The sequence below is a fragment of the Nitrosomonas sp. Nm132 genome (genome assembly GCF_900100485.1).
Taxonomy (GTDB): Bacteria; Pseudomonadota; Gammaproteobacteria; order Burkholderiales; family Nitrosomonadaceae; genus Nitrosomonas.
Window position 1 is genome coordinate 1 of the sequence record NZ_FNDH01000014.1, and the last position, 25,273, is coordinate 25,273.

Annotated in this window: 27 protein-coding genes and 5 pseudogenes; 11 read left to right on the plus strand and 21 right to left on the minus strand. The window is 46.9% G+C overall.

Translation table 11 applies throughout. The annotated features are described in order from the left end of the window. Nucleotides 1-107 precede the first annotated feature (107 nt). The 5 genes and pseudogenes from BLP80_RS16615 to BLP80_RS07060 all read left to right on the plus strand — a co-directional run. Nucleotides 108-221, plus strand: a pseudogene (locus tag BLP80_RS16615) (hypothetical protein); the annotation flags it as partial. A 62-nt stretch (nucleotides 222-283) separates the two neighbouring features. Continuing rightward, nucleotides 284-787, plus strand: a pseudogene (locus tag BLP80_RS07045) (transposase); the annotation flags it as partial. Between the two features lie 27 nt (nucleotides 788-814). Further along, nucleotides 815-1,585 (plus strand): hypothetical protein, encoded by a 771-nt coding sequence (locus BLP80_RS07050; protein WP_176754302.1) that lies wholly within the window; start codon nucleotides 815-817, stop codon nucleotides 1,583-1,585. Next, nucleotides 1,557-1,877 carry a transposase gene (locus tag BLP80_RS16620; protein WP_090541739.1) on the plus strand — a complete coding sequence of 107 codons (321 nt, stop codon included), beginning with the start codon at nucleotides 1,557-1,559 and terminating at the stop codon, nucleotides 1,875-1,877. Before BLP80_RS07050 ends, BLP80_RS16620 begins: the two co-directional genes overlap by 29 nt. Next, a complete protein-coding gene (locus tag BLP80_RS07060) occupies nucleotides 1,777-2,034 on the plus strand; it encodes a hypothetical protein (RefSeq protein WP_176754300.1) in 258 nt (85 codons plus the stop codon). Before BLP80_RS16620 ends, BLP80_RS07060 begins: the two co-directional genes overlap by 101 nt. A 146-nt stretch (nucleotides 2,035-2,180) precedes the next feature. Here the strand turns inward: BLP80_RS07060 and BLP80_RS07065 are convergent, their stop codons facing one another. Beyond that, nucleotides 2,181-4,883 (minus strand): cation-translocating P-type ATPase, encoded by a 2,703-nt coding sequence (locus BLP80_RS07065; RefSeq protein WP_090541743.1) that lies wholly within the window; start codon nucleotides 4,881-4,883, stop codon nucleotides 2,181-2,183. Between the two features lie 404 nt (nucleotides 4,884-5,287). On the opposite strand from BLP80_RS07065, the pseudogene BLP80_RS07070 reads away from it, so the two are divergent. Both BLP80_RS07070 and BLP80_RS07075 read left to right on the plus strand, forming a co-directional pair. Continuing rightward, nucleotides 5,288-5,608: pseudogene (locus BLP80_RS07070) on the plus strand (ISNCY family transposase); the annotation flags it as partial. Further along, a pseudogene (locus tag BLP80_RS07075) lies at nucleotides 5,601-5,802 on the plus strand (IS3 family transposase); the annotation flags it as partial. The pseudogenes BLP80_RS07070 and BLP80_RS07075, both read left to right, overlap by 8 nt. 186 nt (nucleotides 5,803-5,988) lie before the next feature. Here BLP80_RS07075 and BLP80_RS07080 read toward each other — a convergent pair. From BLP80_RS07080 to BLP80_RS07105, 6 genes are all read right to left on the minus strand, one after another. Next, nucleotides 5,989-6,630 (minus strand): DUF3047 domain-containing protein, encoded by a 642-nt coding sequence (locus tag BLP80_RS07080; RefSeq protein ID WP_090541746.1) that lies wholly within the window; start codon nucleotides 6,628-6,630, stop codon nucleotides 5,989-5,991. Nucleotides 6,631-6,633: 3 nt separating this feature from the next. Beyond that, a complete protein-coding gene (locus BLP80_RS07085; RefSeq protein WP_090541748.1) occupies nucleotides 6,634-8,166 on the minus strand; it encodes a hypothetical protein in 1,533 nt (510 codons plus the stop codon). A 202-nt stretch (nucleotides 8,167-8,368) separates the two neighbouring features. After that, nucleotides 8,369-9,007 carry an SRPBCC family protein gene (locus BLP80_RS07090; protein WP_090541750.1) on the minus strand — a complete coding sequence of 213 codons (639 nt, stop codon included), beginning with the start codon at nucleotides 9,005-9,007 and terminating at the stop codon, nucleotides 8,369-8,371. A 270-nt stretch (nucleotides 9,008-9,277) separates the two neighbouring features. Further along, the gene (locus tag BLP80_RS07095; protein WP_090541838.1) at nucleotides 9,278-9,847 is read right to left on the minus strand and encodes a hypothetical protein; all 570 of its coding nucleotides are present in this window, start codon (nucleotides 9,845-9,847) and stop codon (nucleotides 9,278-9,280) included. Nucleotides 9,848-9,851: 4 nt separating this feature from the next. Next, nucleotides 9,852-10,283: a carbonic anhydrase gene (locus tag BLP80_RS07100; protein WP_176754304.1), complete on the minus strand. Its 432-nt coding sequence runs from the start codon at nucleotides 10,281-10,283 to the stop codon at nucleotides 9,852-9,854. Nucleotides 10,284-10,308: 25 nt separating this feature from the next. After that, nucleotides 10,309-10,560 carry a hypothetical protein gene (locus BLP80_RS07105; protein WP_090541754.1) on the minus strand — a complete coding sequence of 84 codons (252 nt, stop codon included), beginning with the start codon at nucleotides 10,558-10,560 and terminating at the stop codon, nucleotides 10,309-10,311. A gap of 175 nt (nucleotides 10,561-10,735) precedes the next feature. Here BLP80_RS07105 and BLP80_RS07110 point away from each other — a divergent pair, with 175 nt between their 5' ends. Together BLP80_RS07110 and BLP80_RS16625 are read left to right on the plus strand one after the other, a co-directional pair. Continuing rightward, nucleotides 10,736-11,425, plus strand: coding sequence for a VIT1/CCC1 transporter family protein (locus BLP80_RS07110; protein ID WP_090541756.1), 690 nt, complete (start codon nucleotides 10,736-10,738; stop codon nucleotides 11,423-11,425). Nucleotides 11,426-11,459: 34 nt separating this feature from the next. Further along, entirely contained in the window at nucleotides 11,460-11,660 is a 201-nt protein-coding gene (locus tag BLP80_RS16625) for a P-loop NTPase fold protein (protein ID WP_143037919.1), read from the plus strand. 35 nt (nucleotides 11,661-11,695) lie between these two features. Here BLP80_RS16625 and BLP80_RS07115 read toward each other — a convergent pair whose 3' ends face one another. From BLP80_RS07115 to BLP80_RS07175, 14 genes and pseudogenes are all read right to left on the minus strand, one after another. Then, complete coding sequence (locus BLP80_RS07115) at nucleotides 11,696-12,154, minus strand: lysozyme family protein (RefSeq protein ID WP_090541758.1); 459 nt, start codon at nucleotides 12,152-12,154, stop codon at nucleotides 11,696-11,698. Nucleotides 12,155-12,182: 28 nt separating this feature from the next. Continuing rightward, nucleotides 12,183-13,241 carry a P-type conjugative transfer protein TrbL gene (trbL, locus tag BLP80_RS07120; protein ID WP_256324991.1) on the minus strand — a complete coding sequence of 353 codons (1,059 nt, stop codon included), beginning with the start codon at nucleotides 13,239-13,241 and terminating at the stop codon, nucleotides 12,183-12,185. Between the two features lie 75 nt (nucleotides 13,242-13,316). Next, entirely contained in the window at nucleotides 13,317-13,493 is a 177-nt protein-coding gene (locus BLP80_RS15150) for a hypothetical protein (protein WP_176754305.1), read from the minus strand. Between the two features lie 23 nt (nucleotides 13,494-13,516). Then, nucleotides 13,517-14,317, minus strand: coding sequence for a P-type conjugative transfer protein TrbJ (trbJ, locus tag BLP80_RS07125; RefSeq protein ID WP_090541762.1), 801 nt, complete (start codon nucleotides 14,315-14,317; stop codon nucleotides 13,517-13,519). A 17-nt stretch (nucleotides 14,318-14,334) separates the two neighbouring features. After that, on the minus strand, nucleotides 14,335-15,735 hold the full coding sequence (locus BLP80_RS07130) for a TrbI/VirB10 family protein (RefSeq protein ID WP_090541764.1): 1,401 nt from the start codon (nucleotides 15,733-15,735) through the stop codon (nucleotides 14,335-14,337). Nucleotides 15,736-15,747: 12 nt separating this feature from the next. Then, nucleotides 15,748-16,215: a conjugal transfer protein TrbH gene (locus tag BLP80_RS07135; protein ID WP_090541766.1), complete on the minus strand. Its 468-nt coding sequence runs from the start codon at nucleotides 16,213-16,215 to the stop codon at nucleotides 15,748-15,750. A 2-nt stretch (nucleotides 16,216-16,217) separates the two neighbouring features. Then, nucleotides 16,218-17,126, minus strand: coding sequence for a P-type conjugative transfer protein TrbG (trbG, locus tag BLP80_RS07140; RefSeq protein WP_090541768.1), 909 nt, complete (start codon nucleotides 17,124-17,126; stop codon nucleotides 16,218-16,220). A gap of 14 nt (nucleotides 17,127-17,140) precedes the next feature. Next, nucleotides 17,141-17,905, minus strand: a pseudogene (locus BLP80_RS07145) (VirB8/TrbF family protein). Further along, nucleotides 17,902-20,319, minus strand: a complete 2,418-nt coding sequence (locus BLP80_RS07150; protein ID WP_256324992.1) for a VirB4 family type IV secretion/conjugal transfer ATPase — start codon at nucleotides 20,317-20,319, stop codon at nucleotides 17,902-17,904. Before BLP80_RS07150 ends, BLP80_RS07145 begins: the two are co-directional and overlap by 4 nt. Nucleotides 20,320-20,435: 116 nt before the next feature. Further along, nucleotides 20,436-20,747, minus strand: coding sequence for a conjugal transfer protein TrbD (locus tag BLP80_RS07155; protein WP_090541770.1), 312 nt, complete (start codon nucleotides 20,745-20,747; stop codon nucleotides 20,436-20,438). 17 nt (nucleotides 20,748-20,764) lie between these two features. Continuing rightward, nucleotides 20,765-21,160: a TrbC/VirB2 family protein gene (locus BLP80_RS07160; protein ID WP_090541772.1), complete on the minus strand. Its 396-nt coding sequence runs from the start codon at nucleotides 21,158-21,160 to the stop codon at nucleotides 20,765-20,767. 21 nt (nucleotides 21,161-21,181) lie between these two features. Continuing rightward, a complete protein-coding gene (gene trbB, locus BLP80_RS07165; protein WP_090541774.1) occupies nucleotides 21,182-22,141 on the minus strand; it encodes a P-type conjugative transfer ATPase TrbB in 960 nt (319 codons plus the stop codon). An 82-nt stretch (nucleotides 22,142-22,223) separates the two neighbouring features. Beyond that, nucleotides 22,224-22,586: a helix-turn-helix domain-containing protein gene (locus BLP80_RS07170; RefSeq protein WP_090541776.1), complete on the minus strand. Its 363-nt coding sequence runs from the start codon at nucleotides 22,584-22,586 to the stop codon at nucleotides 22,224-22,226. A 74-nt stretch (nucleotides 22,587-22,660) separates the two neighbouring features. Next, the gene (locus tag BLP80_RS07175) at nucleotides 22,661-22,903 is read right to left on the minus strand and encodes a hypothetical protein (RefSeq protein ID WP_090541778.1); all 243 of its coding nucleotides are present in this window, start codon (nucleotides 22,901-22,903) and stop codon (nucleotides 22,661-22,663) included. Between the two features lie 76 nt (nucleotides 22,904-22,979). On the opposite strand from BLP80_RS07175, the gene BLP80_RS07180 reads away from it, so the two are divergent. After that, a complete protein-coding gene (locus BLP80_RS07180) occupies nucleotides 22,980-24,044 on the plus strand; it encodes a ParB/RepB/Spo0J family partition protein (protein WP_090541780.1) in 1,065 nt (354 codons plus the stop codon). Further along, a complete protein-coding gene (locus BLP80_RS07185) occupies nucleotides 24,041-24,406 on the plus strand; it encodes a KfrB domain-containing protein (RefSeq protein WP_090541782.1) in 366 nt (121 codons plus the stop codon). Before BLP80_RS07180 ends, BLP80_RS07185 begins: the two co-directional genes overlap by 4 nt. The last annotated feature ends 867 nt before the right edge of the window (nucleotides 24,407-25,273 follow it).

A 25,273-nucleotide genomic window follows, 5' to 3' on the forward strand; every position in this document is an offset into this window, starting at 1 on the left:
CACCAGCAAATAATATCAATCTCACTCGTTTCATTCCCAGCTTGTATCACCGCTCAGGCGACGCAAGGGTGGTGGGTGAATGTCTAAAGTAGAGTGAGGTAAAGAGAAATTTAATCATTTGGTTTGATTGGTATAACCAAGAGCGTTTTCATCAAGGCCTTGACAGTCTTACGCCAGATGAAGTCTACTACAATGATCAAAGAATCAGGCGGGTGGCCTAAACCTGATTAACTACAGTGTTAGAGCTTAATTTTCTTTCAGGTTGTCCAGTCAGTGGGAACCACATCACATCAAACTGCTCAATGAGGCGATGGATGCGGTGCGTAAAGCTGAGCGCAGAGAGCAAGATGCGCTTAAAGGCCACAAATATACTTTCCTGAGAAACCCTGAGTCGCTCTCAAAAACACAACAGCAACAATTAACCAACATGATTCGCCTCTATCCTACTTTGGGAGAGGCCTACCGCCTCAAAACACTGTTCAATGATCTATGGAGCATGCCAGACAAACACAGTGCACACGCTTTTCTTACACAGTGGTGCGATGAAGTCAATCAAGCCAGCATTCCAGCTTTCCAGGTTTTTGCTAAAACTGTTATCTCCCATTGGAACGGGATTATTCACTTTGTTGAATCCCGTCTGACCAATGGCATTCTCGAGGGCATCAATAACAAGATTCAACTTGCCAAACGGCGCGCCAGAGGATACCGAAATACTAACAACTTCATTAATATGATTTATTTCTTATGTGGAAAGCTTCAGTTTACTTACCCACGGTATTTCACATAAAACCTTGAAAAAGAAGCCTTGCGTCAATTGAAACAGCCAGAACCTAAAGTGATCAATCTGGGCGGCATCGAGTTTTTGCTGCAGCCTTACGGCAGTTCATACGGTTTTCCTTTTGTGATTAGCAACCAAGATTTCACCATTTCCTTTGGCGAATTCAATAATCCATCCTTCTTTGTCAAATTCTGCAGCCTTGCCCTATGGCGTGAAGGTGCAATAGCGATGCATCAGCGATTCATGCAATGGGCTGAAAGACTTGGTTTGATGCCATTGAAACCGGAAGGGCTTTCACATGTTGATTTCAGCTTTGATTATCACTTGCCGGTTATCGATTTCGATGAGGATAACTTTGTTTCTCTTTCCACCAAAGATACGCAATACCGCAAGGACGGAAAAATACAAACCTTTAAACTAGGTGAATCCGATGTTGTTCTGAGAATTTACGATAAAGTAGCGGAAATAGAAGAACAAAGCGGAAAGTCATGGTTTTTTGAGTTGTGGGGTATTGCTGAAAATGTTTGGCGCGTCGAATGGCAGGTCAGAAAAGACATACTTAAGCGTTTCGGTATTCGTACCTTTGCTGACCTGCAAGATGGTCAAGGCGATGCACTGCGTTATTTGGTCACAGAACATTCAACCTTGCGAGAAAAGACTGATGACAGCAACCGCTCGCGCTGGCCATTGCATCCACTTTGGATAGATTTACAAGAGCAAATCTATAAACTGGAAAATCAAGGCATTTACCGGGAAATCGACCAGCAAGCCATCCTCAATGAGCGTTTGTTGCGCTGGAACATGTAACTTGTTCGTAGCAGTCGAACCCAAAGGAGGTACGCGCACGGTCATCGTCACAGCGCAGCGCGCCAAGACCGACTTCGTCTCCTTTGTCCGACACTTGCTTGAGCAGGTGTACGCCAAGGCGCACTGCGTTCACTTGGTCATGGATAACCTCAACACCCACTTTCGTCGTTGTTTCGAGGAAGTGCTTGGTATTGAGGAGGCAGAGGTGCTGCTGCGTCGCGTCGTATTCCACTACACCCCGAAACACGCCAGCTGGGCTCAACATGGCGGAGATCGAGATCGGCATCCTTGATAGGCAGTGTCTGGATCGACGCCGGCACGACCGCGACGCGCTCACTGCTGAGGCGGATACCTGGCAACAGCGGCGTAATGCCGAGCGCCGATCGATCGAGTGGATGTTCATTCGGCAGGATGCGGATCAAAAAATGCAGCAGCATTATGTTTCGTAATTAATATGTTTTGATACTAGATAACAACAGATGATCATATTGTTAAAGTTAAGGACAAAGAAAAAAAGCTACTTTCTGTATATCCTAGAAATGACACACTTCCAATGACAACACTTGGCCAAATCGACCGGCTAATTTGGGGAGATTCATATACCATTTCGGGGAGCTAGATTGAGTAGCCTTTTGCGCGCAAGCCACTTGCGCAGCTCCTCCAAGAGGAACATCACTGCCGCGAAAAGAATAATGAACCCCCAAACCTCATTTCCAATGGATGCCGTACCAAGGAAAGAATTTCCCCAAGGCGTATAGTTGATCAACAAGAGAATTGCAATTTCCAATATTACACCCACAATAATCAGCGTATTACCAGAAAGTCCAGTTGAAAAAACTGATCTAGTGGCACTTCTGCATAGGAACACATTCACGATTTGCATTACGATTATGGTGCTCAAGCAAGCGGTAGTGGCCTCCATGTACATGGGATCCTGGGTTGGCAGATTCTGCCCGTACGCCCATCCAGCACTGTTGAGCACAAAGAAAAAGGCAGCCATGGCGGCAGTTGCTTCGATTAGTCCCAAAAAGAAATAGGCGCGAAATACCAAGGACCAGTTCATTAGTCTTTCATTTTGTGAACGAGGGGGACGACGCATGATCTGAGGATTGGGTCTTTCAGCACCAAGGCCGAGAGCGGTCAGCGTGTCAGACCCCATGTCGATAGACAACGCTTGAATCGGTGTCAATGCCAGTGGAATCTTGAAGAGTAGGAAACCAAGGTAAGGGATCAACTCGGCAACATTGTGAACCAGAACGTAAGTAAGAAATCTGCGGATATTTTCGAATACGGCGCGCCCCTCCTCGACGGCGTTCACGATGCTGGCGAAGTTGTCGTCCAGCAGCACCATGTCGGCCGCTTCCTTCGCCACATCCGTGCCGGCAATGCCCATGGCGATGCCGATATGTGCAGCCTTCAGCGCCGGCGCATCGTTGACGCCGTCGCCCGTGACCGCCACGATCTGTTGCTTCTTCCTCAACGCCTCCACGATGCGCATCTTTTGGTCGGCGACCACTCGCGCGAAGATGACCTCTTGAGCGTCCAAGGCAAGCTGAAGTTGGATGACTGAGAATCGTCTGAGCTGCTCGCCAGTAATGATCGTCGGACTGTCAGACTTCACCAGCCCGATTTCACGGGCGATCGCCGTGGCGGTCCGGGGGTGATCGCCGGTAACCATGATTACTTTGATCCCGGCCTCTTGGCATTTGCGGAGTGCCTCCGGCACCTCTGGCCTGGGTGGATCTTCCAGCCCCACCAGCCCAGTAAAAACCAGGGCCTCCTCCAGCTTCTCCCGATCATAACTCACAGCCAATTTTTTGTAAGCAAACGCTAGCACACGTAGGCCTTGCTGCGCCATCGCATCCTGAGCTTGGACGATGTTTGCCTTTGCCTCAGCATCAAGGGGCTGAATCTTGCCTTCGATGATAGTATGCTGGCAAAGAGGAAGCACCGACTCGGGTGCACCTTTGCAATAAAGGGCAGCACCTTCAGGTGCTTGGTGGATGGTGGACAATCGCATGCGATCGGTCTCGAATGGAATCTCGTCCAACTTCGGACAAACAGGAAGCTCAGCATTTAGGTTCAACGCCATTTCTACCAGCGCGACTTCCATGGGATCACCAAGGAAGGTCAATTTTCCGTGACCCTCTGCTTCCTTCAGATCATGGCACATCAAGGCTGTCAGGAAAAAAGGTTGGTAGAGTTCTACAAGGTCTTTTTTTTCTTTTAGCTCAGTAGGTGAATGGAAAATTTTACCAAGATAGAGTCGCCGAACCATCATATTACCTAGGGTTAGCGTACCGGTCTTATCGGTACAAATAACTGTCGTGGAGCCGAGTGTCTCGACCGAGGGCAAATAGCGAATGAGGACGTTTCGCTTTGCCATGCGTTGAGTGGCCAGCACGAGCGCCAAGGTCAACGTGGGGAGCAGGCCTTCCGGCATCATGGCGACGATGATGCCGATCGTGAAAATAAAGGCCTTCCAGAAAGGGATGCCGATCATCCAGCCGAGCGAGAAGAATACGAGACCGATCAGCACCGCGAGGATTGCGGTCAGGCGGCTTAAGTGTGCGATCTCCTTGCGCAGCGGTGATACCTCCTCCCCAGCCGTTTGGGTGAGATGCGCGATCTTGCCGAATTCGGTGTGCATCCCGGTGGCGAAGACGACCGCCTTGGCCTGCCCGGACACCATCGAGGTTCCGGCGAGCACGACGTTCTTGCTGTCGATCAACTCATCCACTTCGGATGGCTCGGCCTCCCGCGCTTTGGGCAGCGATTCACCCGTGACGGCGGCGTTATTGACTCGTGCGCCAAATGCCTCGATCAGCCGACAGTCTGCGGGGACGTTATTGCCCTGCTCCAAGTGGATGATATCTCCTGGCACCAATTGCTCCGCCGGCACCCGGGTGACTTTGCCCTCGCGCAATACCTGGGCCTGTTGTGGCAGCAGTTTGCGCAACGCCGCCAGCGTTCGTTCGACGCGATACTCCTGCCAGAAGGAAAATAGCCCGCTCACCAGGATCACGGTCACGATGGCGTAGCCTACTTTCGCCATGCCTTGACCGGGCTCGCTCCATTCAGCGAAGAAAGCCAGCGCCGCGGCAACCCACAGGATCACAGAAAAGAAAGTTGAGAATTCCATGATGAGGCGCAGCCACACCGATCCGCGGGCCACTTTCTCCACCTCGTTGCGGCCGAATTCGTGCAGCCGACGTTCGACTTCGGCGCGGCTCAGACCTGCTGCGGTGCTCTTCAGGCTCGCGACGGCATCGAGCGGAGACAATTTATGAATTCTCATGGAAATCTCGCTGAAATGTTACCCCGATCAAATAACATACAAGGACACAAAAGTTTGTCAAGCTTTCTATCTTTGAATGCAAAGAATCATTAAACTACGCTGACTTACAGTAAATGATCTGACTAGATTATTTGGAAACGAAGGCAGACTACTCAAATAGGGCGGAAAACCTTCAATCTGAAATGCATAAGATAAGATATGTAGTACCAGCCAGAAAACTCTAAGTTTCTATAAAAAACAACCAGTAGCGGTTAATTTCAGGAATGAAGATTTCTGAGAAATTGAGTCGAACTGACGTTTTTGGCTGGTTTCGGCCCATTTTTAAGCAAAGCAGCTTTAAACTTCGATTGAAATTGGACGAAAATATCGTCCTCAAAAACAAACTTCGTTCGAGAGGAAATCAAATGAGCGTAGTCCGAAATGCCCAGATGGAGTTGGGTGAAATTGACGTATCGCAAATCAAATTTGATTTGCGATCACGAGATGACATTCCGAAGATACTGCGCGGATTACAGCACCTGTACCTGAACGAAGCATTGCGCCAGAAAGTTTTTACATTACTGGAAAGTGACATTGCCCCCAAGGTGAATAAGCGCAATGGTCGTCCTGGCATGACCCTGTGGAGCATCCTGGCTTGTAGTGTATTACGTTTGGACTTAAATGCGGATTATGACCGTCTTCATGAATTGGTTAACCAGCACAGAACCTTGCGCGCAATGTTGGGACAATGCCGTATCGGAAAGCTTCTTCCATACCTTAAAAAACCGAATTGATCCATCAGCAAACGTTTCATTCTCGGGAAGAAGCTAAACAGGCTGTGTTTGAATATATCGAAGTGTTTTATAACCGGGAGCGATTACATTCAGCTAATGGATATATATCGCCCGTTGAATTCGAGGTACAGCAAAATGCTGCTTAGCTGTATGTCCGGAAAAGTGTTGACACATCAACGCCCTCCGGCGACTTCTAGCCGGAATGATCCTTTTATCAATGTCCGTGCGCTACTCACATATCAATTGAATTAGGCTGGGTAAGAATAATGCCGGTTTGTAATTTTGCACATTCAATCTAACTGATTGACCCTGCAAAGAATACAGGCTCTGAGTTATTTCTCAGCAAACCAGATATCACCATACCATGCGGTAGCAACTGCACCTGTGTTGTCTGTATCAGTCATGATGGCCACAGCATCGACGTGGCCTGGTTCTTCACCGAATGCACGACGGTAATCGGCACGTACGTCTCGACGTTCACTGACCCATTGGCCGACCCGATCAGAACCTGATTCTATTGCGATCATGTGCGCATGATCGGTAAAAGCATTGGGCCAACGACTGTCGATCGGCTGTTGGTTCGACCACACGTAATTGATGGCGCGCGTGCGCCAGAACATCACGCCACCAGAAAATACCACATAAACTCGCGCAGGATAATCATCACCCGCGCGGGTACGCTCATCGTTACCGGTCAATATGCCGCCCACTTTCCATATCCAGTTAAGGATAGGAGTTTTATTAAGATCGACGCTTACCTCGCGATAGCACCCCGAAGCGGTAGCACTGCTGTCAGCACGTAAAGCAAGTTGTCCATCCGAATTGTCCAGAGAATAACGGGTTTCTCCAGAAAAAGACTTTTTCTGCCAGCCATTCATATCACCTCGTGAAAAGCGGGCAATATCGACACGTTCATCTCCTGACCAAGCTATTGTTGGCAGGCAGATTGCTATCCACAATAAAAACTTCTTCATTTTTTATTGTGTCCTCTCAAATAGCGATTCGATGAGAAAGGCATCGTCAAAGTGACGACGCCCATTGAAAGCGGTGGAATGACGCCCCCATTGGCGCATTGCACCTGGCGAGCGGATACCCATTGGCCATAGAAGAAAACGTTCAAATCGCTCTGTTCCGGCAACCAGGCCATATTTGCCAAACAAGCTGCGATACCCTTCACTAGAAGGCAGAGAGCGCAGTACATCATAATCCTCAGATAGCATCGGATGGCTCGCTTGTATCGTCGATGATTGATCACTCTCTACATTGTCATGGTAAATCCGCTGGATAAAATGTGTGTGGTGAGCAATGCGCAGCACCAGCGGCTGTTGCTCGGGTGCTGATTGCGGCAGCAGTGGCGATTCAAAATAGGAGGAAGGAAGATCTTTACGCAAGCGTAGCTGATGACTCGGGAAGAATTCGTGATAGCAACCGCAGTTATGTATGGCATCGTAAAGCCATGGCTCGCCATTAGGTCCTAGGGTTACTCGCCAGTTGATACCATCGAGTTGGCCGGCGTAAATGTCACTACCCGGTCGTGCTCGAAACCAAACAATGTAATTTAGCTGCAGCAACACTTGATTGCCAAAGCGAGTGTGTGAAACCTTGCGATAAATTGTTGGGTGAGCAGTGTCTACTGTTGGTCCATTCTCCCAGCGTATCAAGCCAATGAGATCATTTCCATCCACTATATCAACTTCCCATACTGGAGCATACTTGTCGAACAGCTTATCTAGTTCAACAGACGTCGGCAATGGAATTCCCAATGGATCACGTGAGCGATAAAGAACTCCACTGATTTCCTGGGCATTGAAGGGGTTATTGAGTGATGAGGCATCTGTTGCTGCAGTGATAGCGGTGGGTAGCGGTTTCCAGCGCACCAGTTTGCCAGTAACCGGCAGCAATGCGAGCGGTGTCGCGAAGATATCACGTGTTTTACTATGCCACGCAGATATTCCAGCAGCAACAATGGGTGCGGTGAGCGGGTAAAGACCAAGTGCCTGCCACCAGGAGACATAATCATCTGGGACGTGGGCAATATCGCGCAGTCGAGCACGGTGCTCCGGCTTCACAAGATCGATCGTTATCAATAAATCGCGACACCTGTTGAGTTCATGAAGCAAAGTGTCTTTTCTCTGAACTAACACTGAGGGAGGTAGATTGCGCAACTCTAATGCACGCGCCTGAGCGTCAAGATCAGCCATGTGACCAATCCATGCTAACCACTGTGGCGATTCATCGTTTAATTCATGATTGAACGAAGCCAGTAGGCGTGTCGTGCGAAAGTAAGGAAACCCATGAACCAGTGATGAACCGTGATCGCGTACATCCGCAGTGTCAATCACAGCATCAACTTCTTGGTATAAAGCTCGGCAGCTTGCCGCAGCAATATCTTCCTGTGCAGTTGATCTGGTTCCCATCGCGATGCAACCAGTCAGAAACAACATGCTAAAGACGAGGGTTATTTCTGTCCCAGTCAGAGTAATACGGATTGAATTGTTGAAACTATCCATAGATTCACCCTCAGTATGCTACCGCTGACTATCGATTTCATCAACATTGAAGAAAATATATTCTGTATCAAATTAAATACAGTAATATGCATTGAGTATAGTGCTAATTTATATTGCTGTTTGATTCAATGAAGTTTAACCAACTCAAGCTGATACAATGATAGTACTAATTTCTATGCAGTAATTCTCTATTCAGTTAGAGCTAAATATTGGGCAGAACATCCTTGCCACCTGAATCGACATACTTTTTCATGCTAACCAGCGAACGTGCGATGATGCCTTTCTTGAACATATTTTCGATAAAGGTTGGGATATTCTTCGAAGAAATTATGCAGCCGTAGCGTGCCAGTGTTTTACCCTGATCATACGGATAGAAGCGCCAAAAGCCGCGCAGTTCTACCAGGTCATTGTTGAACCTTGGATCCAGGCTCCAAAAGAAATTAAGACCCACTTTATCAAAGGTAAGGTTCGCGCGGTAGATAAAGGTCAAGAATGCGAACCTTACCTTGAACTCGATCGTGTCATGCAAAGGACTCTTGGCAATGACTTTGACCTCTTCGAGCTCTCTGAGGTATTTAACTTGATCTTCAGCGCGGGAAAGCAAGTTCCAAGTCTGTTCAGGGGTTTGATTAAAAATAACGGCGGCCTCGATCGATCCAGAGTGTTCTTGTGTGGCCAAATTGGTAATGGTAAAGACAATTTCACCATTAGCCAGTAGTTTTGTTTGTTGGATATCCAGATCTTTGAGACCATTTGATCCAAAATCAGGTGTAGCGGCAAGGCCCAGAGTGGAGACCAGACAGAGCATCCCCAAAAGTACCCTAATGTTTGTTTTAACCATGCCAGCCCTCTTCCTTAGATATCCATTGCATCAATATCCAGAATGAACAATGAGTTGCATATAATTTCTAACTTTGAGCAAATTACCTAAAAAAATGCATTACAAGTATAAATTTGCCATTAAGCTCACAGAGAAATCCAAGCGTTGACGCTGATTTGAAAATTATATGTCATCAAACCAATTTGGACAGATGGTTGCCTGAATTAAGAGGCACTCTGGTTCATCAAGTTTAAATTTTTTGATCCGTCATTGACATACATTCCTTCTTTGTCAATGATCAATCAATATATGCCCAAAAAAAGCAAAAGCGCCAATGGCAATGCCGGTGATAAACTGTGCATGCACCAAATGAGAAAATTTCTTTAGCTCAGCTGGTGTGTAATGCAAAGTCAGAAACAGGCCAAAGATTCCCTGCCAGACAACCAAAGCCAGCAAGGCAGGAAAGAAAAGGATGTGACTGTAGCGCGAAAATCCCATCATTGAAATATGCAGTAGAATGATCGCTACAGCAGCGATACCGAAATAAATATGCGTGCGATTCATCCATGTTAATAATCGATTGACGTAGGATGAATCGATTGGTGATGTATAGTCTGGGAGCAGGCGTTGTGCCAATTTTCCTTGACCTAACAGCAGTTTCAAAAAGGTGCGGAAATAAATAAATGCTAATAGTGCCAAACCAGCTTTACCAAAACCTTCACCGATCTCGGTTAGGAATGTTTCCCGTTCTTCAGGAATCGGGTGAACCGAGTAGGCGTAAATAAAATACGCCATGGAAATCAGTGAGATAACAAATGTGTAAATGAGGATGTTGCGGATATTTTTAAGTGACTGTTGCATGGCATTAATCATTAACCATTTGCATTTTCTGAATTTCCGCCAGGTTTGTTTCTCCATTAACGTTAATCAAGACAAGACGACCACTGCCTTGAGAGTAGTCGTTGCGAAAATCATAAACACCTCCAATGATAGTCAAATGGCCTTCTTTGACTTCTGTTGCATATTTCTTTAAGGCGGTCGAGACCTGATGATTCACATTTGACTTAACACTTTCCTTAACCTGTGCATGATCATCAGATTTATTGCCAGCAACCTTGATCGTATCTAATTCACGCCAAATTGAAGGCTCAAGATGTGCAGGCTTTGACATGGCAGCTTCAACGGCTCCACAAGATGAGTGTCCTATAATAAATAATACTGGGGTATGCTGATGACGAATACCATATTCAATCGATCCTTCAGCGGTTGAAACTTGATTGCCAATATTATGAACCAAAAAAAGGTCTCCGTCAGGGTGGATATCAAGTGCATGTGTGTAATCGGGAGTCAGCGCAGGTCACCATCGTTGCTATAGGTTTTTGCCCGTGAATAAGTTCAGTGAAATAACCCGGTGGCAATTTCTTAACAAATTCATCATTAGATTCTATAACATGCCGAACAATTTCTCTAACTTGGTTTTTCTCGCTTTTGTTCACTGGCACCGGAGATTGAGCCATTAAGCTGCTTGTATTAAACAGGAATGTAAGCAGAACGTTAAAGCTAAGCTTTTGCATTGCATGCAATCTCCACTTGATTAAAACGTAATTTAGAGGCTTTCAATGATTTCTATTTTCGTTATATAGTCAGGCTTGGAAAACACAATAAAAAAATATGATCAATACAATTTCATACTAACAAAATTCAGATTCATTGATACCATTAATTATTGATAACTATAAGCACAACGATATGAGTCACCACGAAATACATAGATCACATCGTATAGGATGGTTACGCGCTGCCGTTCTCGGTGCAAATGATGGTATCGTTTCAACTGCAAGTCTTGTTATAGGTGTTGCAGCGGCGCATGCCGCGCATACAGACATACTTCTTGCTGGAGTTGCTGGCTTAGTTGCCGGCGCAATGTCTATGGCTGCAGGCGAATATGTATCGGTAAGCTCTCAATCAGACACAGAAAAGGCAGATCTTGAACTTGAGAGAAAGTCATTAAGCGATGATTACGGATTTGAGCTGCAGGAACTTGCAAATATATATGAAGAAAGAGGGCTTGATTCAAATTTGGCAAAACAAGTGGCAGAACAGCTAATGGCGCATGATGCATTAGGAGCACATGCAAAAGATGAGCTAGGTTTAGCAGAAAGTGTTAGAGCCCGTCCCATGCAAGCAGCATTTTTCTCTGCGGGTACATTTACTATTGGCGCTGCGTTACCATTATTGATCGCATGGAATGTGTCAAGTACTCAGCTCATACCCATAGTTGCGGTATCGTCACTCATATTTCTGGCATCTTTGGGTAGTCTTGCCGCACTCGCAGGAGGAGCAACTATGTCTATCGGTGCTATCAGAGTTACATTCTGGGGAGCCCTCGCAATGAGTTTAACTGCGGCAGTAGGAAGATTATTTGGTGTAGCTGTATGACAATAAATTGGCTTTTATGAAGCAATTTTAAGTGGTGTTGGCTTCACTATTTTTTATTTTGAACCTATATCAAAATCAGCCTACCTTAGTACTCCGTCAATGTGACAGAACCCTAAACCCTCCAAAAACTGAATCGCCCCGGGAAGCATTAGAGGATCTGCTCGATGAGTTGGGCATCGGGTTTGTGGTTTTCGTCGATGACTTGGACAGGTGCCTACCCAAAAGGTCGCGATAGGAATGCCGGGTAACCGGCATTCCTATCGCGACCACTTAATCCGTATAAACGCCAGGCATTTTATTGTTTTCCGTGATAAAGCGATTTTCTAGCCAGTCAGCCCATTTAGCAGCTTTGGCAATCAAATCGGCACGATACTTGACGTTATATTTTGGAGTCCGAGAATGATAATTCGCCGCTTTTGTCCAGATATCGCCTTTATCATTTTTGATATGTAAACGCACTCGCCAAGCGGCCAGATCATAGGCATAACAACCCGGACTTGCTACATGATCAGGCGTAATGCCATATTTGGATAAATCTTGAAGATACGCGGTATTAAACTGCATCGAGCCAACATCGTGAGTACCATTACTGTTACGCACCCATTGACCCGGTTTTCCCCCCTCTTTTTCGGCTATCGCCAGCAGGATATTGGCGGGTATTTCATACTTGATAGCGGCTGTAATTGAGCACGCTACTCTTTCTTCCATATCTGGTGGCAAATCCATCATTGAGCGAATCGCTTAAGTGCCCTATCCATTATTTACCCCCTCCCTGCGAAATATTGTTTATACCCGCTGATTCTTGAGCCTGGCCCTTTTCAATTGCACTACGTAAAGCATCCGACCCCGCACTTCTTGCTGTTGTCAGTCGACCAGCTGCCAGTGTTCCACCATAAGATGCAACGGTTGCAGCGGTACTAGTCGCTGCCATAAAACCACCTGGACTATAGCTGCCAATTCCGGCAGCAGAGCCTATGCTACTGCCAGTTACAATGCCAGCGAGCAGCAGTGGCAACCTGGAAATTAATACAAAGAATGCAATCGTAAAAATCAGCATAACTGCCAATTCTTCATAATTCAGAACATTTTTCCCCATTTTGGCGTAAAAGCTGGACAACAGATCACTGCCAATACCAACAATCAATAACATTACAAATAACTGTATTCCAATACCCAGAACCGTTTTGAAGTAGTTTATGGCGATGTCGGATGTCCAGCGGGCACCCCCAAATCCCAGAAAGAAGATGCCCGCATACATCAATACCCAGGATGAAATTAGCAAGAACAGCATGTTTACTGCAATTACCGCCAAGATGACTAAAATAACCAACGATATGATGACAGCTATTAAACTGTCCATTGGTTGCATAAATGAAAGATTTTTCGTGGCCTGGTTCCAGATTAAAATGCCTGTATCTACAATGCTAGAATGACTAGCTCCACCCGGCAAACTGGCCGCACTCCTACCCAAATCCTCCATCGACATAATAAGAGTACCAGCGATGTTATGGCCTGATACGGCATTGGTCAGCAGCCAGAAGTAAAAACCTGTGAAGATAATAAAACGAGTGAACTCAGCAAAGAAATCCCCTATATCGGCTTTACGCAACAGCATCATGCCAAATGTCCAAACCATTGAAATCAGTACCAACGACCAGAACAATCGCTCAGCTGCACCCTGGATAATGTTCTGCCAAGACTTAACTTTGCCACCAAACTTTTGAACAACCTGATCTAGCACGCTCTGATTGGTTGCTGGGTCAATATAGGCCAGTTCAGCAAATGCTCCGGTAGACAAACAGATCATAAACATCATGATTATAAAAGTGCCTAGATTCATCCTGTGCATTTATATGTCTCCCTGGTTAATTTGCCAGAATTTGATCTATTCTTACTTATCAAAGCCTTCTGCGTCTCTAACAGACCAACCCTTTCTTTCCGGCATTTCACTTAATTCTTTCTTAGGCTCATTCAATTCAAGCTTGCCATCACCATCCTTATAACACCCTGACAACAGCAGTAAAGACAATAAACAGATCACTGCAATACTCAAATCACTCTTTTTCATCATTCTCTCCTCAGATTAGTGTTTTAAAAGGCATCTCTTACAGACCAATTCCTACCAGCAGGTAATATCTCAGGACTTAATCGCTTGGTCGCTGCCTCACGCGCGGCCTGTTGCATGGCCTTTTGATCTACTTCGGCCTGACTTTGCGTATTGGTGGCATTATGCTGGACAATCAGCATTTGACGAATTTGCAGCAACTGGTTGGCCTGGTACGCGGCCAATTGATTGGCATATTGCAGGGCTTCCATTTGTCCCTGGGCAGACTCGGTTCTTTGTTGCAAGACTTGCAGGTGAGCGGCATCCAGTGGGATCTGATTCTGATGTTCGCTCAAGCCGCGCAAGAGCGAATCATTAGCATTTTTTTGCGCATCCGTACGGGTATTTTGTCCGTCCTGCAGCAGCTTCCAGGCGGTATCGTTGCATTTTCCCTGCAAATCAAAACAAGGTGAACTACGATAATATTCAACATTGCGAAACCGCTGCATATAACCATCCAGTCCGCCGTGCTGTTGCTCATAATAGCGTATGGTATTGGTCAGATAGATTAGCTTGTTCATCGAATATTGCGCTTGTGCCCAGAGATAGGCAGGTGGAGCTATCGTATTACGGATCATGTTTTCATATTGCATCAGCTGAGTCTTATACTGCTCTATTTGCTTCAGTGTCTGTTCGACATTCTCGATGGCGGTAACGATGGTTTGTTTTACATTTGCCATATCAATGACAGCCATTCCACCTGCTTTGATAACCGATGAATAACCGGCATTACCCAGCATTAATAGCATTCCGATCAACTGAGCAGCTAGCTTTTGTCTGTTTCTCATGTTTGATCACTCCTGTTTTAATAATCAAATGCTTGATACGGTTGAGAGAACTTTATGTCTTTGGTAACGATGATGTTGAAGCGATAACCCGGCCTGATTTCAAGTGTAGGTGAGATATTCAGGTTTTTGCGAATAAGATTGGCAGCTACCAATCCCAATTGCTGGCCCAGCGATTGGCTCATGATGCTACCGGCGTTTTGCCGCCCGAACGCACCCCCTGAATCACGCTGGCTGTATGCTGAACCGGCGACAATGGCCGACATAACCAGGGCTGAACCAAAGATGCGCAGGTAGTGGTTATTGATCTGATCTTGAAATCCAGCATAACCCATTCCGTCAGCACCCGGCATGGCGCCAATATCCATGGTTTTTCCATCCGGAAAGATGATGCGCTGCCAGGCGACCAGCACACGTGCCTGACCAAATTCGACTTCGCTGGAGTAGGTGCCCACTAGCCTGGATCCCTGTGGAATCAAACGCCATTTGCCAATCGGGGAATCATAAATATGCTGACTGACCTGCGCCATGATCTGCCCCGGCAGGCTGGAATTAATACCGGATATCAAGGTTGCCGGTATTACAAATCCTGTTTGCAGAATATAAGGTGATGCAGGTTTTTGCATTTCGCTCTTCAATTTCCAGCGTTCCTCGCCACTCGCTGAATCAAAGCGTGAATAATCTTGAGTCTGCACACTAACATCGTCATCCAGCAAACGAGGGCTCTCATCGTCCCTGTGTTCACCGCCTACCCCTGATCCTCCGGCCACACTTGCTTCCCCATCCCGTCTCAACTGCGCCAGACGCGCATGATAGGCAACCGTTGGATCTTCACGCAGATTTGCATCCATCTGTTGACGCACTGACGCCAATTTGGCCAGCATTTCCTCACGTGTTTCAGGTGTACCCGTGCCGGTTAAATCCGGCGATGATCCGGTACTTCTGGGTGCCACCACATTCACATTTGTTTTGGCCTTGATCGCTTCTTCCAGTTGCTGGCGTTTCAGCATCCGAATATGTGCAATATCCGCTTGAAGCGATAGATCGGATGCATTAACTGATGGCGGCAAAGGCGGCCTATCCAGATCCGATGGTCGCTCAATGATGATCCCCTGCATCGATGATTTAGAGGGTTCTGGAATCACCGGTGGAGTTTTAGATTCGATGATGCCGCCAACATAGTCTTTGGCGATGAGTGAGGCAAAGGAATGGCTCGATTGGACATCTTTGTTCCCATCGGGATCAAAATGACCGCGCTCAGTAGCACGATTCATGGCAACCATCATCATGAGCAGCATGAATATCAGCATGATCGCGCCAAAGATGACAATCGGGAGGTTATTGACACGCCGCACACCTGCGCTTCTTGCGACCCCATCCGGGGATGAATCAGGCGACAGGAGTCTTGAATTGGTTGACATCACCCCTACCCCCTATTCTTTTCTGACCCAAAGACCCGCAGGATGAATACTGTCAGCTTGCACCATGAATGCACGCGACAAGCGCATATCATCAATCATGAGTTTGATGTGATACAAATCACCCGACCGGTCAATGACATAACTCAGGATCAAACCTTTCTGCGGCTCAGTTTCGGACTGATGAGGCGCAGCCAATTTTTGCCGCTGAATTAGTTGCTGAGTCGCTTCCTGAACCGCAAACCCTTCGAGACGAAGATTTTCTATCAAGGCATGACCAAACGGATTATTAACCGTATGACTCAGATTAAACTGCGTATTGGCCGCCGGATACAGGCGCATTAATTGGGCGGTCACATCATCGGCCATCGCTTTGCTGGTTGCGAGTGACGGATTTTGAATAAAATTGCCATAGGGTTGCGTTGCACAGCCGACCTGAAGCAATAGCAGGGACAAGGCAAGAATTAAAGTACTGAATCGCATGATCAATTCCCCCGCGTAATCATGACCCGGCTCTGATTACCGCCCACACCCGCAATTAAAATAGCCTTATCGAACACGGTATCCACAATATAGCGATCGCCCTGCAAACGATAATTCACCGTCACTGTTTCATCACCACTAAAAATGCCGCCTTCCTTGCTCAATAGCAGCAAAGTCGGTGCTTCTGTCTGCGCCATGATGGCAGGCATTTGTATGATGGTTTTCTGGCCATCGTTATAGACACGCAGCGGCTTCCAGGCAGCATTGCCAGACACCGCATACGCAAAATCCAGATTGCCCAGATATTCTCCGGTTTCAGGAAAGGTGCGTGATTTTTTGATGTCCCTGGCATGGCTTTCCTTATTTCTAATCGCATCCCATTTAGCCAAGGTATCTTCCGGATAAATGAAACTGACTCTCGGCATGAAATCACGCCGATGGGATCTGAGACGCATGTGGTACGTGCGCCGGTTGGTGGTCACTACCAAGGATGTTTCCAGGCCCACATCCATTGGTTTGACAATCAAATGTTGTACCTCCGTAGAACCCTGGCCGGTTACTGCCGGTTCTATTAGCCAGCGCGCCTGATCGCCCAGATGAATCGAATTAACCTGCTCACCCGGCTGCAATTCGATATCGCATACCTGCAATACGGCATAGACGATGCTGGGTTGCTGTGAACCAAACAGAAAACGAATTGATCCATCCGGCCCAGCAACCGGCTTTATGCCGCTGGGATTAACTGCCTGCCATTTCTTGGCCAGATCAATGGCGGCACGTTCCTGTGGGGTTAATTGAGGATTCTTATCGGTGAAATACGCTTCAGACAGGCCATTAGCATAGCCTGGTGCAGCAAGTCCAATGGAAAGAATCAGCGTGCTCAGCGCACTTAAAGAGCGTAACGGCGTCATGATGAGTGATCCATTTATGTTTGTTTCGACCAGGAGAAATCCTGGATATAAATGCCCAGCGGGTTATTTCGGATCTGTTCTTCCGTCGTGCTTTGTGTGGTCGGCTTGTTATAGACTCTAAGCAAAGCACGCATCTTGAAAGGTGGCTCGGTTAAGTGCCCTTGCCGGTCATAGACTTTTTCCAGCCAGTCGACCTGCCAGGTCTCCGGCGATTGGGGAATCACCGATATGATTTCAATACTCACCGTCTGTGTTTCCGCACGTTTGAAAGGACTGCTTGCCTCATGACTATTGAATCATTCGTTGGCTTTCGCCGTGGCGGGATCGTTATTGGACAGCATGGCATACGCACGAAAGATGGCGCGCCGTTGCAAGGCGATATCCGGTGTCACCATGCGCAGATCATTGATGAATGCGGCAACCGATGCATAGACCACACGCTGATCGGCCACCGCAGCGATATCCGCACGCGAAACCGCGATCGCTTCCCCCAATTGATTGACCTGCACCACATAGGGGATGAATTTGGATTGACTGCCGATAGCAATGACCCCCCCTACCCCTGCCAGCGCAATCAATAAACAAAGGAGTGCCAGCATTTGCCACATATTGCGCGAGGCATGAACCTCGCGCATATGGTCATTCCAGGTGCGCCGCGCTGACAGATAAGGATTTTCGTTTTCGCTAGAGCGACGCCCCCCTGCCATCACACCGTCATTAACATGCATAGGGTCAGCCGCATCCGGCTTTAATCTGAAAAGCTCAATGATCCTATTCATGCGGCAACTCCATAATCAGACAACGTTAATCCTTTGATCGCCAACCATTCTTGAACCCACTTGTCGCCATACTTCTCATATAGATTCTTGATAGCTGCAATCGATTCTTTATCCGTGGATCCCACAAAAGCGAGCGCCAATGGACCGAGTGCCAGGTCATAGAGTCGCCTGCCGTTCTCGGACACGGTGTAATATTGCTGTTTGGGAATGGCAGAAGCCAGAATCTCAATCTGGCGTGAATTGAGACCCATGCGCCGATAGAGTGCTGAGGCCTCTTCATCGCGTGCAAATACATTGGGTAGAAATATCTTGGTGGCAGTGGATTCGACAATGATATCGAGAATGCCACTGCTGGCCGCATCCGACAGGCTTTGTGTCGCCATCAACACCAGACAATTGTTTTTACGCATGACCTTGAGCCATTCCCGAATCTTGGCGCGAAACGCCGGATGGCCCAGCATCAACCAGGCTTCATCCAGAATGATGGCGGAAGGCTGACCATGCAGGCTGCGCTCGATACGCAGAAACAGATACAGCAGAGTCGGTAGCGCGTATTTCTCACCGAGATTCATCAATTCTTCGATCTCGAATGTGGTGAAGGTCGACAAATTTAATCCATCCTGCTCAGCATCGAGCAAGTGCCCCATCATGCCGTCAATGGTGTATTGCCGAAGACACTCACGTATGGCTTCATCCTGGATCGTCACTAGAAAATCTGACAAGGTTTTTGAACCGCTTTGATGCATATTGGCGATGGCCTGACTGATTTCGTTGCGCTGCAAAGGCGTAACGGTGATGCCATTGAGCTCCACCATCAAACAAATCCATTCCAACGCCCAGGCACGGTCTCCCTTGGTGTGCAAGAACTGCAAGGGGCAAAAAGACAGTGATTCATCATCCCCTGCCACCGTAAAATGCTGCCCCCCCACTGCGCGGGTCAACGGATACATCGATAGCCCCTTGTCAAAGCAAAAAATCGACATGCCCTGGTAACGCCTCAATTGCGCGGCAATCAACGCCAGATGCGTGGATTTACCCGCTCCGGTGGGACCGAACATAAAGGTGTGGCCCAGATCGCGTACATGCAGATTCAGCCGGAAAGGGGTTGCCCCTTGCGTGACACAGTGCATCAAGGGCGGTGAATTGGGCGGATACATCGGACAAGGCGCTGTTGGCTTACCTGTCCAGATGGTATTGACCGGCAATAAATCCGACAAATTCATAGTGTTGATGAGGGGTCTGCGCACATTCTCAACCCCGTGGCCTGGCAGGCTACCTAGATAGGCATCCATGGTGTTGATCGTCTCGACCCGTGCAGCAAAGCCCAGATGATTGATTGCTTTCTCAACCCTGCGTCCGGCCGCTTCCAGCGCCGCCCGGTCTTCCCTCATCAGCACAACCACACTGGTATAGTAGCCTTGGCCGACAAAGCTGCTATGGGTTTCAGCAATGGCGGACTGCGCATCATCAACCATATTGAGTGCGTCTTCATCGATGTGGCTGCTTTGCAGGTTAAACACCTGGTCAAAGAAGCCCCGGATTTTTTGTTTCCACCGTCTGCGGTATTTCTCCAGATGGTTGACCGCTTCATGCGTATCCATAAAGATAAACCGCGATGACCAGCGGTACACCCCTGGCAATTCAGACAGCAGATTCAACATGCCAGGCGAGGATTCCAGCGGAAATCCTTCAATCGATACCACCTGAACGAAATTGCGGCCAATTTTAGGTACGACCCCGCCCCACATTTCCTGACCACCGAGCAAGGTATCCAGATACATTGGATTGGTAGGCAGCACTATCGGATGATCCCGGCCGGTAATGCATAATTGCAGCCACTGTAGAAAATCATCCTGTGTGAGGGTGGTACTCTCTTCATTCACCAGCTTGCGGCTTTTTAAGCGCGACAGATGAAATACGCTGGATAACCTGGATTCAAAGTTGGCACACTCGCGCTGGAAATATTCCAGCAATCCTTGTGTTCTGGCTTTCCGACTGGGTTCCTGACTGTCATCATCAAACATGAGTTCAACGAACTTGCGCTGCGCCAGCATAGGCGGCAGATAGGTCAGTGATACGATGAAGCAGCTCTCGTATAGGGCGCCGATGCGTTCAAACAGATTGCGCCGCTCCTGATCGATGGCAGCGGTAATGAGGTCAGGATAATTGAATAAGGCTTTGTCTGAATAAGCTAACGCCGGTTTGCGGATGGCATCCACATGGATCATCCAGCCATTGCCCAAACGGGATAATGCCTGGTTAATGCGAAACGACACGCGCTCACGCTCAATATCGGTACTGCTGGCGGTATCATCGCCACAGAATATCCAGGCGGCCATTAATGCACCGTTCTTACCGACAATCACGCCATCTTCCACCACTGCTGCATACACCAGCAGATCGGCAAAACCCATTTCTTTTCAGCGATGTTTATCCAGTCTTAATTCTTTTCCCGCATCACGAATACGCAGAAACAGCATCAGAAGCAACAAAGCACCACAAACTGCGATGAAAATGGCAATAGCGGCAATCATGAGTGCCGTTTCTCCTGTGTGAGCGTATTGTCATAAAAAGGGGTGCTGCGCGCCGGATAGTATTTTTTGTATTGAATCTGGCGCAGATACACATGGCGCAATTGCGGATCATTTTTTGCCATCAGTCGCAGTGCAAACAGCGCAAAAAACCACAGCACGAACCCAAAGATCGTGGCCTTGATTTCCATGGCCACGAAGATCGATGTGGCTGCAATCAGGATAGAAAACATGACCAGTTCGCGGTCACCGCCCATAAACAGATTAGGGCGGTTTCCCGATTGGCGGATAGGTAGGGTTCGTAGTGCCATAGCGGCCTCCTGTTTGGCTAACTTTGAACGATGTCGGCTTCTGACTCAAAGATTGTCTGGGAGGGCTCACCCGGAATAACCGCGCCCTGGAATAAATTGGTCATGATGTTGTTCGCGCCCACCAGTAACGCCATAACCAGCACAATAAAAATCAAGGTACGGAAAAAAGCATTGAGCTCGCCACCAAAGATCAGAATGCCGCCTGCCACCACGATGCCGATGATCGACAAGGTAAACGCAACGGGGCCGGTAACGGAGTTTCTGAGACTAACCAGCCAGGTTTCATAGGGAAGCGCACCCCCCGCGCCAACGGTTGCTTGTGCGTTTTCAACTGAGAATAGAAGAACGAAAAAAATAGCGGCTGAGAACAAACCACTGAATGGAGAGACACCCTTGATACGAATTAGCTTCATTGACCGGTTCCTATGAAATGGTTACAGCTTGTTGATTTGGTAACTTCCTTTTTTAAAACCTTGTACTTCGATAATTTGCTGGATTTGTCTGCCATGCGGCGTGCGCGTGATATGGACCACCCTATCAACCGCCTCCGCGATTAATGGCATGATCTCTTTCGGTGCGGAAGGATTGCGTGAAATAAGGGATTCCAGGCGGGTGAGTCCTGACATCGCATCATTGGCGTGCAATGTGGCAGCCCCGCCCTCATGACCGGTGTTCCAGGCATCCAGCAAATCCAGTGCCTCCCCTCCCCTGACCTCACCCACCAGAATGCGATCCGGACGCATACGCAAGGTTGTTCTTAACAGTTGCGTCATGTCGACATCGAGCGTGGTGTGATATTGGACGAAGTTCTGGGCAGCGCATTGGATCTCGCCGGTATCCTCGAGTATGAAGATGCGCTCATCCGGGTCATTGAGAACCATTTCATTGATGATGGCATTGATCAAGGTCGTTTTACCTGACCCCGTGCCACCAACAACCAAAATGTTGCGATGCTTGCACACGGCATCTTTAATCACTTCAGCGTGTTTTGGCGACAGCACGCCGGTTTCCACATACTGCTCGAGCGTAAAAATCTGGATGGCTTTTTTACGTATGGCAAAAGTGGGCGCGGTAACAATGGGGGGTAATTGACCGGCAAAGCGTGAATTATCGAGGGGAAATTCACCCTCGATCATCGGATTGAATCGATTGATTTCCTTGCCGTGGAAACCCGCTACCGTTTTGATGACCGCCTCAACCTGGGCAGCCTGGATATTTCCGATATGTTGTATCTTTTGACCCAGCTTCTCTTGCCAGATACGACCATCGGCATTGACCATGATTTCAACCGTTTCGGGATCTTGCAATGCAGACAGTATTTCCCTTGCATCACGCTCCAGCTTGCTCTTTGCCCGGTCTCTAACGGTTGTGATGTTGGTTAATTGATCTGACATGGTTATATCGGCGCAGCAATAAATAAATATTGCACACTACAATATAACAATAATTAATACTATACAATCTATTTCTATTGTTTCATTTTAATTTCTTTATGATTTCCCGGTTTTCACGATCCCACTGCGCGACCTGGTACGCCTGAAACTCACTCAATATAGCGCCCTTCCAGACAAACCCCTTGGCCAGATGTCCGGCACTGCCCTCTGCCAAGATGGCTCGTTCTGCTGCGCTCATATCCGAATTGTCAAACAACAGTGGCAGCGGCGTATCGAGCGCTTTGGCAATCGCTTCTATGATTCTGAGTGATGGATTGGCTTTGTCATTGGTCAGTTCAGTAAAAAAAGAGATTGAAATGCCTGCCTTTTCTGCCAGCTGAGATTTTGTTAGTTTCTTCTCGCGCAGAATCCTTAAAATGTTTGTGGTTAGAATTAAATTATACATAGCGTAATTGCCGTTCCCTTAACCGTTAAGTATTTGCCCTCTAGTTTATTTTATATCTAATACCCATTATTGTATTAAGGATAGGGCTCATGACCATGGGTAAAATATACCATTCCCCAGTCAAATAAATATTCAAAACAGATAGAATAACGCCTGGTCGCGATGTTTTTATTCTGACTCATAACCAGATCAATATATTGACTTAGGAGGGCATTTTTGATTATGTTTCTGTCGGTTCCTTTGCTTGCTTTGAGCAAGTTATCTTTAACTGAGAAGATAACCCCCTCTTCACTTAAATTGGGAGGAATGACAGTCATGATATATTGCATCTAATCGTTACAGAATGCTGTAATCCAAGGAATTACTTTTTAAAATAAAGTAAGCATTAAATCAATGGTCATAAAGAAAACTTTATCTGAAGACGCGAATAAAGCACCTGCCGTATTGGGCGCAAGTCAGATCCCGCTTGATTTGATTATTGAAGATGTCACACAACCCAGAAAAATATTTGATCCGGCATCCCTAGCTGAATTAACAGAAACGATTAAATTGCGGGGGGTAAAAACGCCCATATCCGTACGGCCTAATCCGGACAAACCGGGAACCTATATTATCAATCATGGCGCCAGAAGATATCGCGCCAGTAAAAGTGCGGAGCTTAAATCAATACCCGCCTATATTGATGCCGATTACAGTCTGGCGGATCAGGTAGTCGAAAATTTGCAGCGTGATAATCTGACTTCACGTGAAATCGTTGATTATATCGGGCGTGAGATTGCTGCCGGTAAGACCCATGAACAGATAGGCAAGAGTATCGGCAAATCTGCTTCCTATGTATCATTGCATGCAGCGGCGCTGGATTTACCCGATCCTATTGCCGAGCTGTTTAATTCCGGGAATTTGACAGATATAGCCGCCATATTTAATCTGAAAAAGATATTCAAAACCTATCCATTGGAACTGGTCGATTGGTTGAAGTACAGCCGACCAGAAGACATTACGCGCTCTAAAATACAACAGTTCAGGAAATTTCTGGAATCAAAGGTCGATGAAAAAAGTATTGTGGAAGAATTAACGCGCCAAGCGCCTTACCCCGCTACAGATAGTCTTGAGACCCAAGCAGAAAAAAAAGAACGCAGCCATAAATCCCCCGCCGATCAACTGCTCATCTATATTTATGTACGTCTAAAGAAAAGAACGCATCAACCCCAAGACATCATGAGAAAACTATCTGATGCGCAAAAAACAATGATTTCCGATACGCTAAAAGCCTACTTTATTGCCGGTCAGAAGTGCAAAGATCTTTTTCACTCTATCTTAGATTCATTGAAAGACGGCGACTTTGATGGAACAGGTCGCGGTGCTTTTAATCTGACCGCCTTCTTTTTTGGCGTAAACAAGAAAGAATTTGACCTGGAAATGATCATTCAAGAAGTTTATCTCAATTTATCCAAATGAAACTACGCCTCCTGATCATGAACGGACAGAAGATCCTTCAGAACTTTAATGATAATGAATGGAGGACTACCGGATTAATTAAAAAAGCTGAGGAAGGTATCAAGCCAGGTATCTATAATATTTATTTGGCAAAAATGGCTGTAACAAATAATAAAGGCTATGAAGGTTTAATTCTTTTTATTGACAAACAAGAAGGTCTTGTTTATCAACAAGTAAACAAGGAATTCATATCACACAAACTGGAATTATTTAACTCCCCCCCACCCATTGGTAAGAATGTTTCTATTCAGTACGACGCCCAAGAGAAATTGAATCTGATTAAGATAGATACGGCTAACAACAGAAAAATACACAAAATATAATCACAAAATGAAGAAGTTTGGATTTATTCTGACGTATTCAGGAATAGAATTGAATAAGGATTGACAATAAGCTTCATTGAAATGACTGCTTCCGGTCAAAAGCGGCTATCCGGGTGGATTCGATCCAATGGCCGGTTGATGCCTCAATGCAGTTGTTAAAGATTGGAAAGCCGTAGCCACGCGCGCTTCTAGCTCTGCTATTCCCCAGCTGATTATTGAAATGTCAAAGCAATTGTGGACTTCTGCTCAATTCCCGACGTCTCCACCAATACCAAAGACCAACCCTTCATCTGGTTGGTTTTTTTGTGTCTACTCTCGCGTGTTCACGCGATTCATGCGGATTCTTGCGGGCTTTATAGATTCCGTAAATCGCACAAATTCACTCACTTTTTCTCTCTTTGCGCCATTATTCTCTCCACCCCTACCCGTCTTGCAGGAACGAAGTCCACAAGCTTGTATTTTTTACCTATTGTAAATCAATCAATTACGCGCGGACTAATCAAGTGGTTTATTTTCAGCATTGGTAGGGAAAGGAAACCGTTGCATTGAGAAGATGTGCGTTCATGGCAATCTTCTTGCCAGATTACTACGGCAATCATTGGACTGGAAATGGTGCAAAAGTCTCAACTGATCACTCGATAGAGGCCCTGGCTGCTAATCTGCAGGTCACGACGCTAGCCGGGAGAAATTTAATAAATCACACAGTTATATCAATTGGTTGTATTTTTTTGAGCTTAAAAATGCCGTTATTGCGGCTCTGGTGACAATTTCCTTCAATATTCCACATAACTTAGGCATGTAAGATTGACGTTCTGCGCCAGCGGAATTTACGCAGTGATACTATTCAAAACTACTTGCAGCTTAACC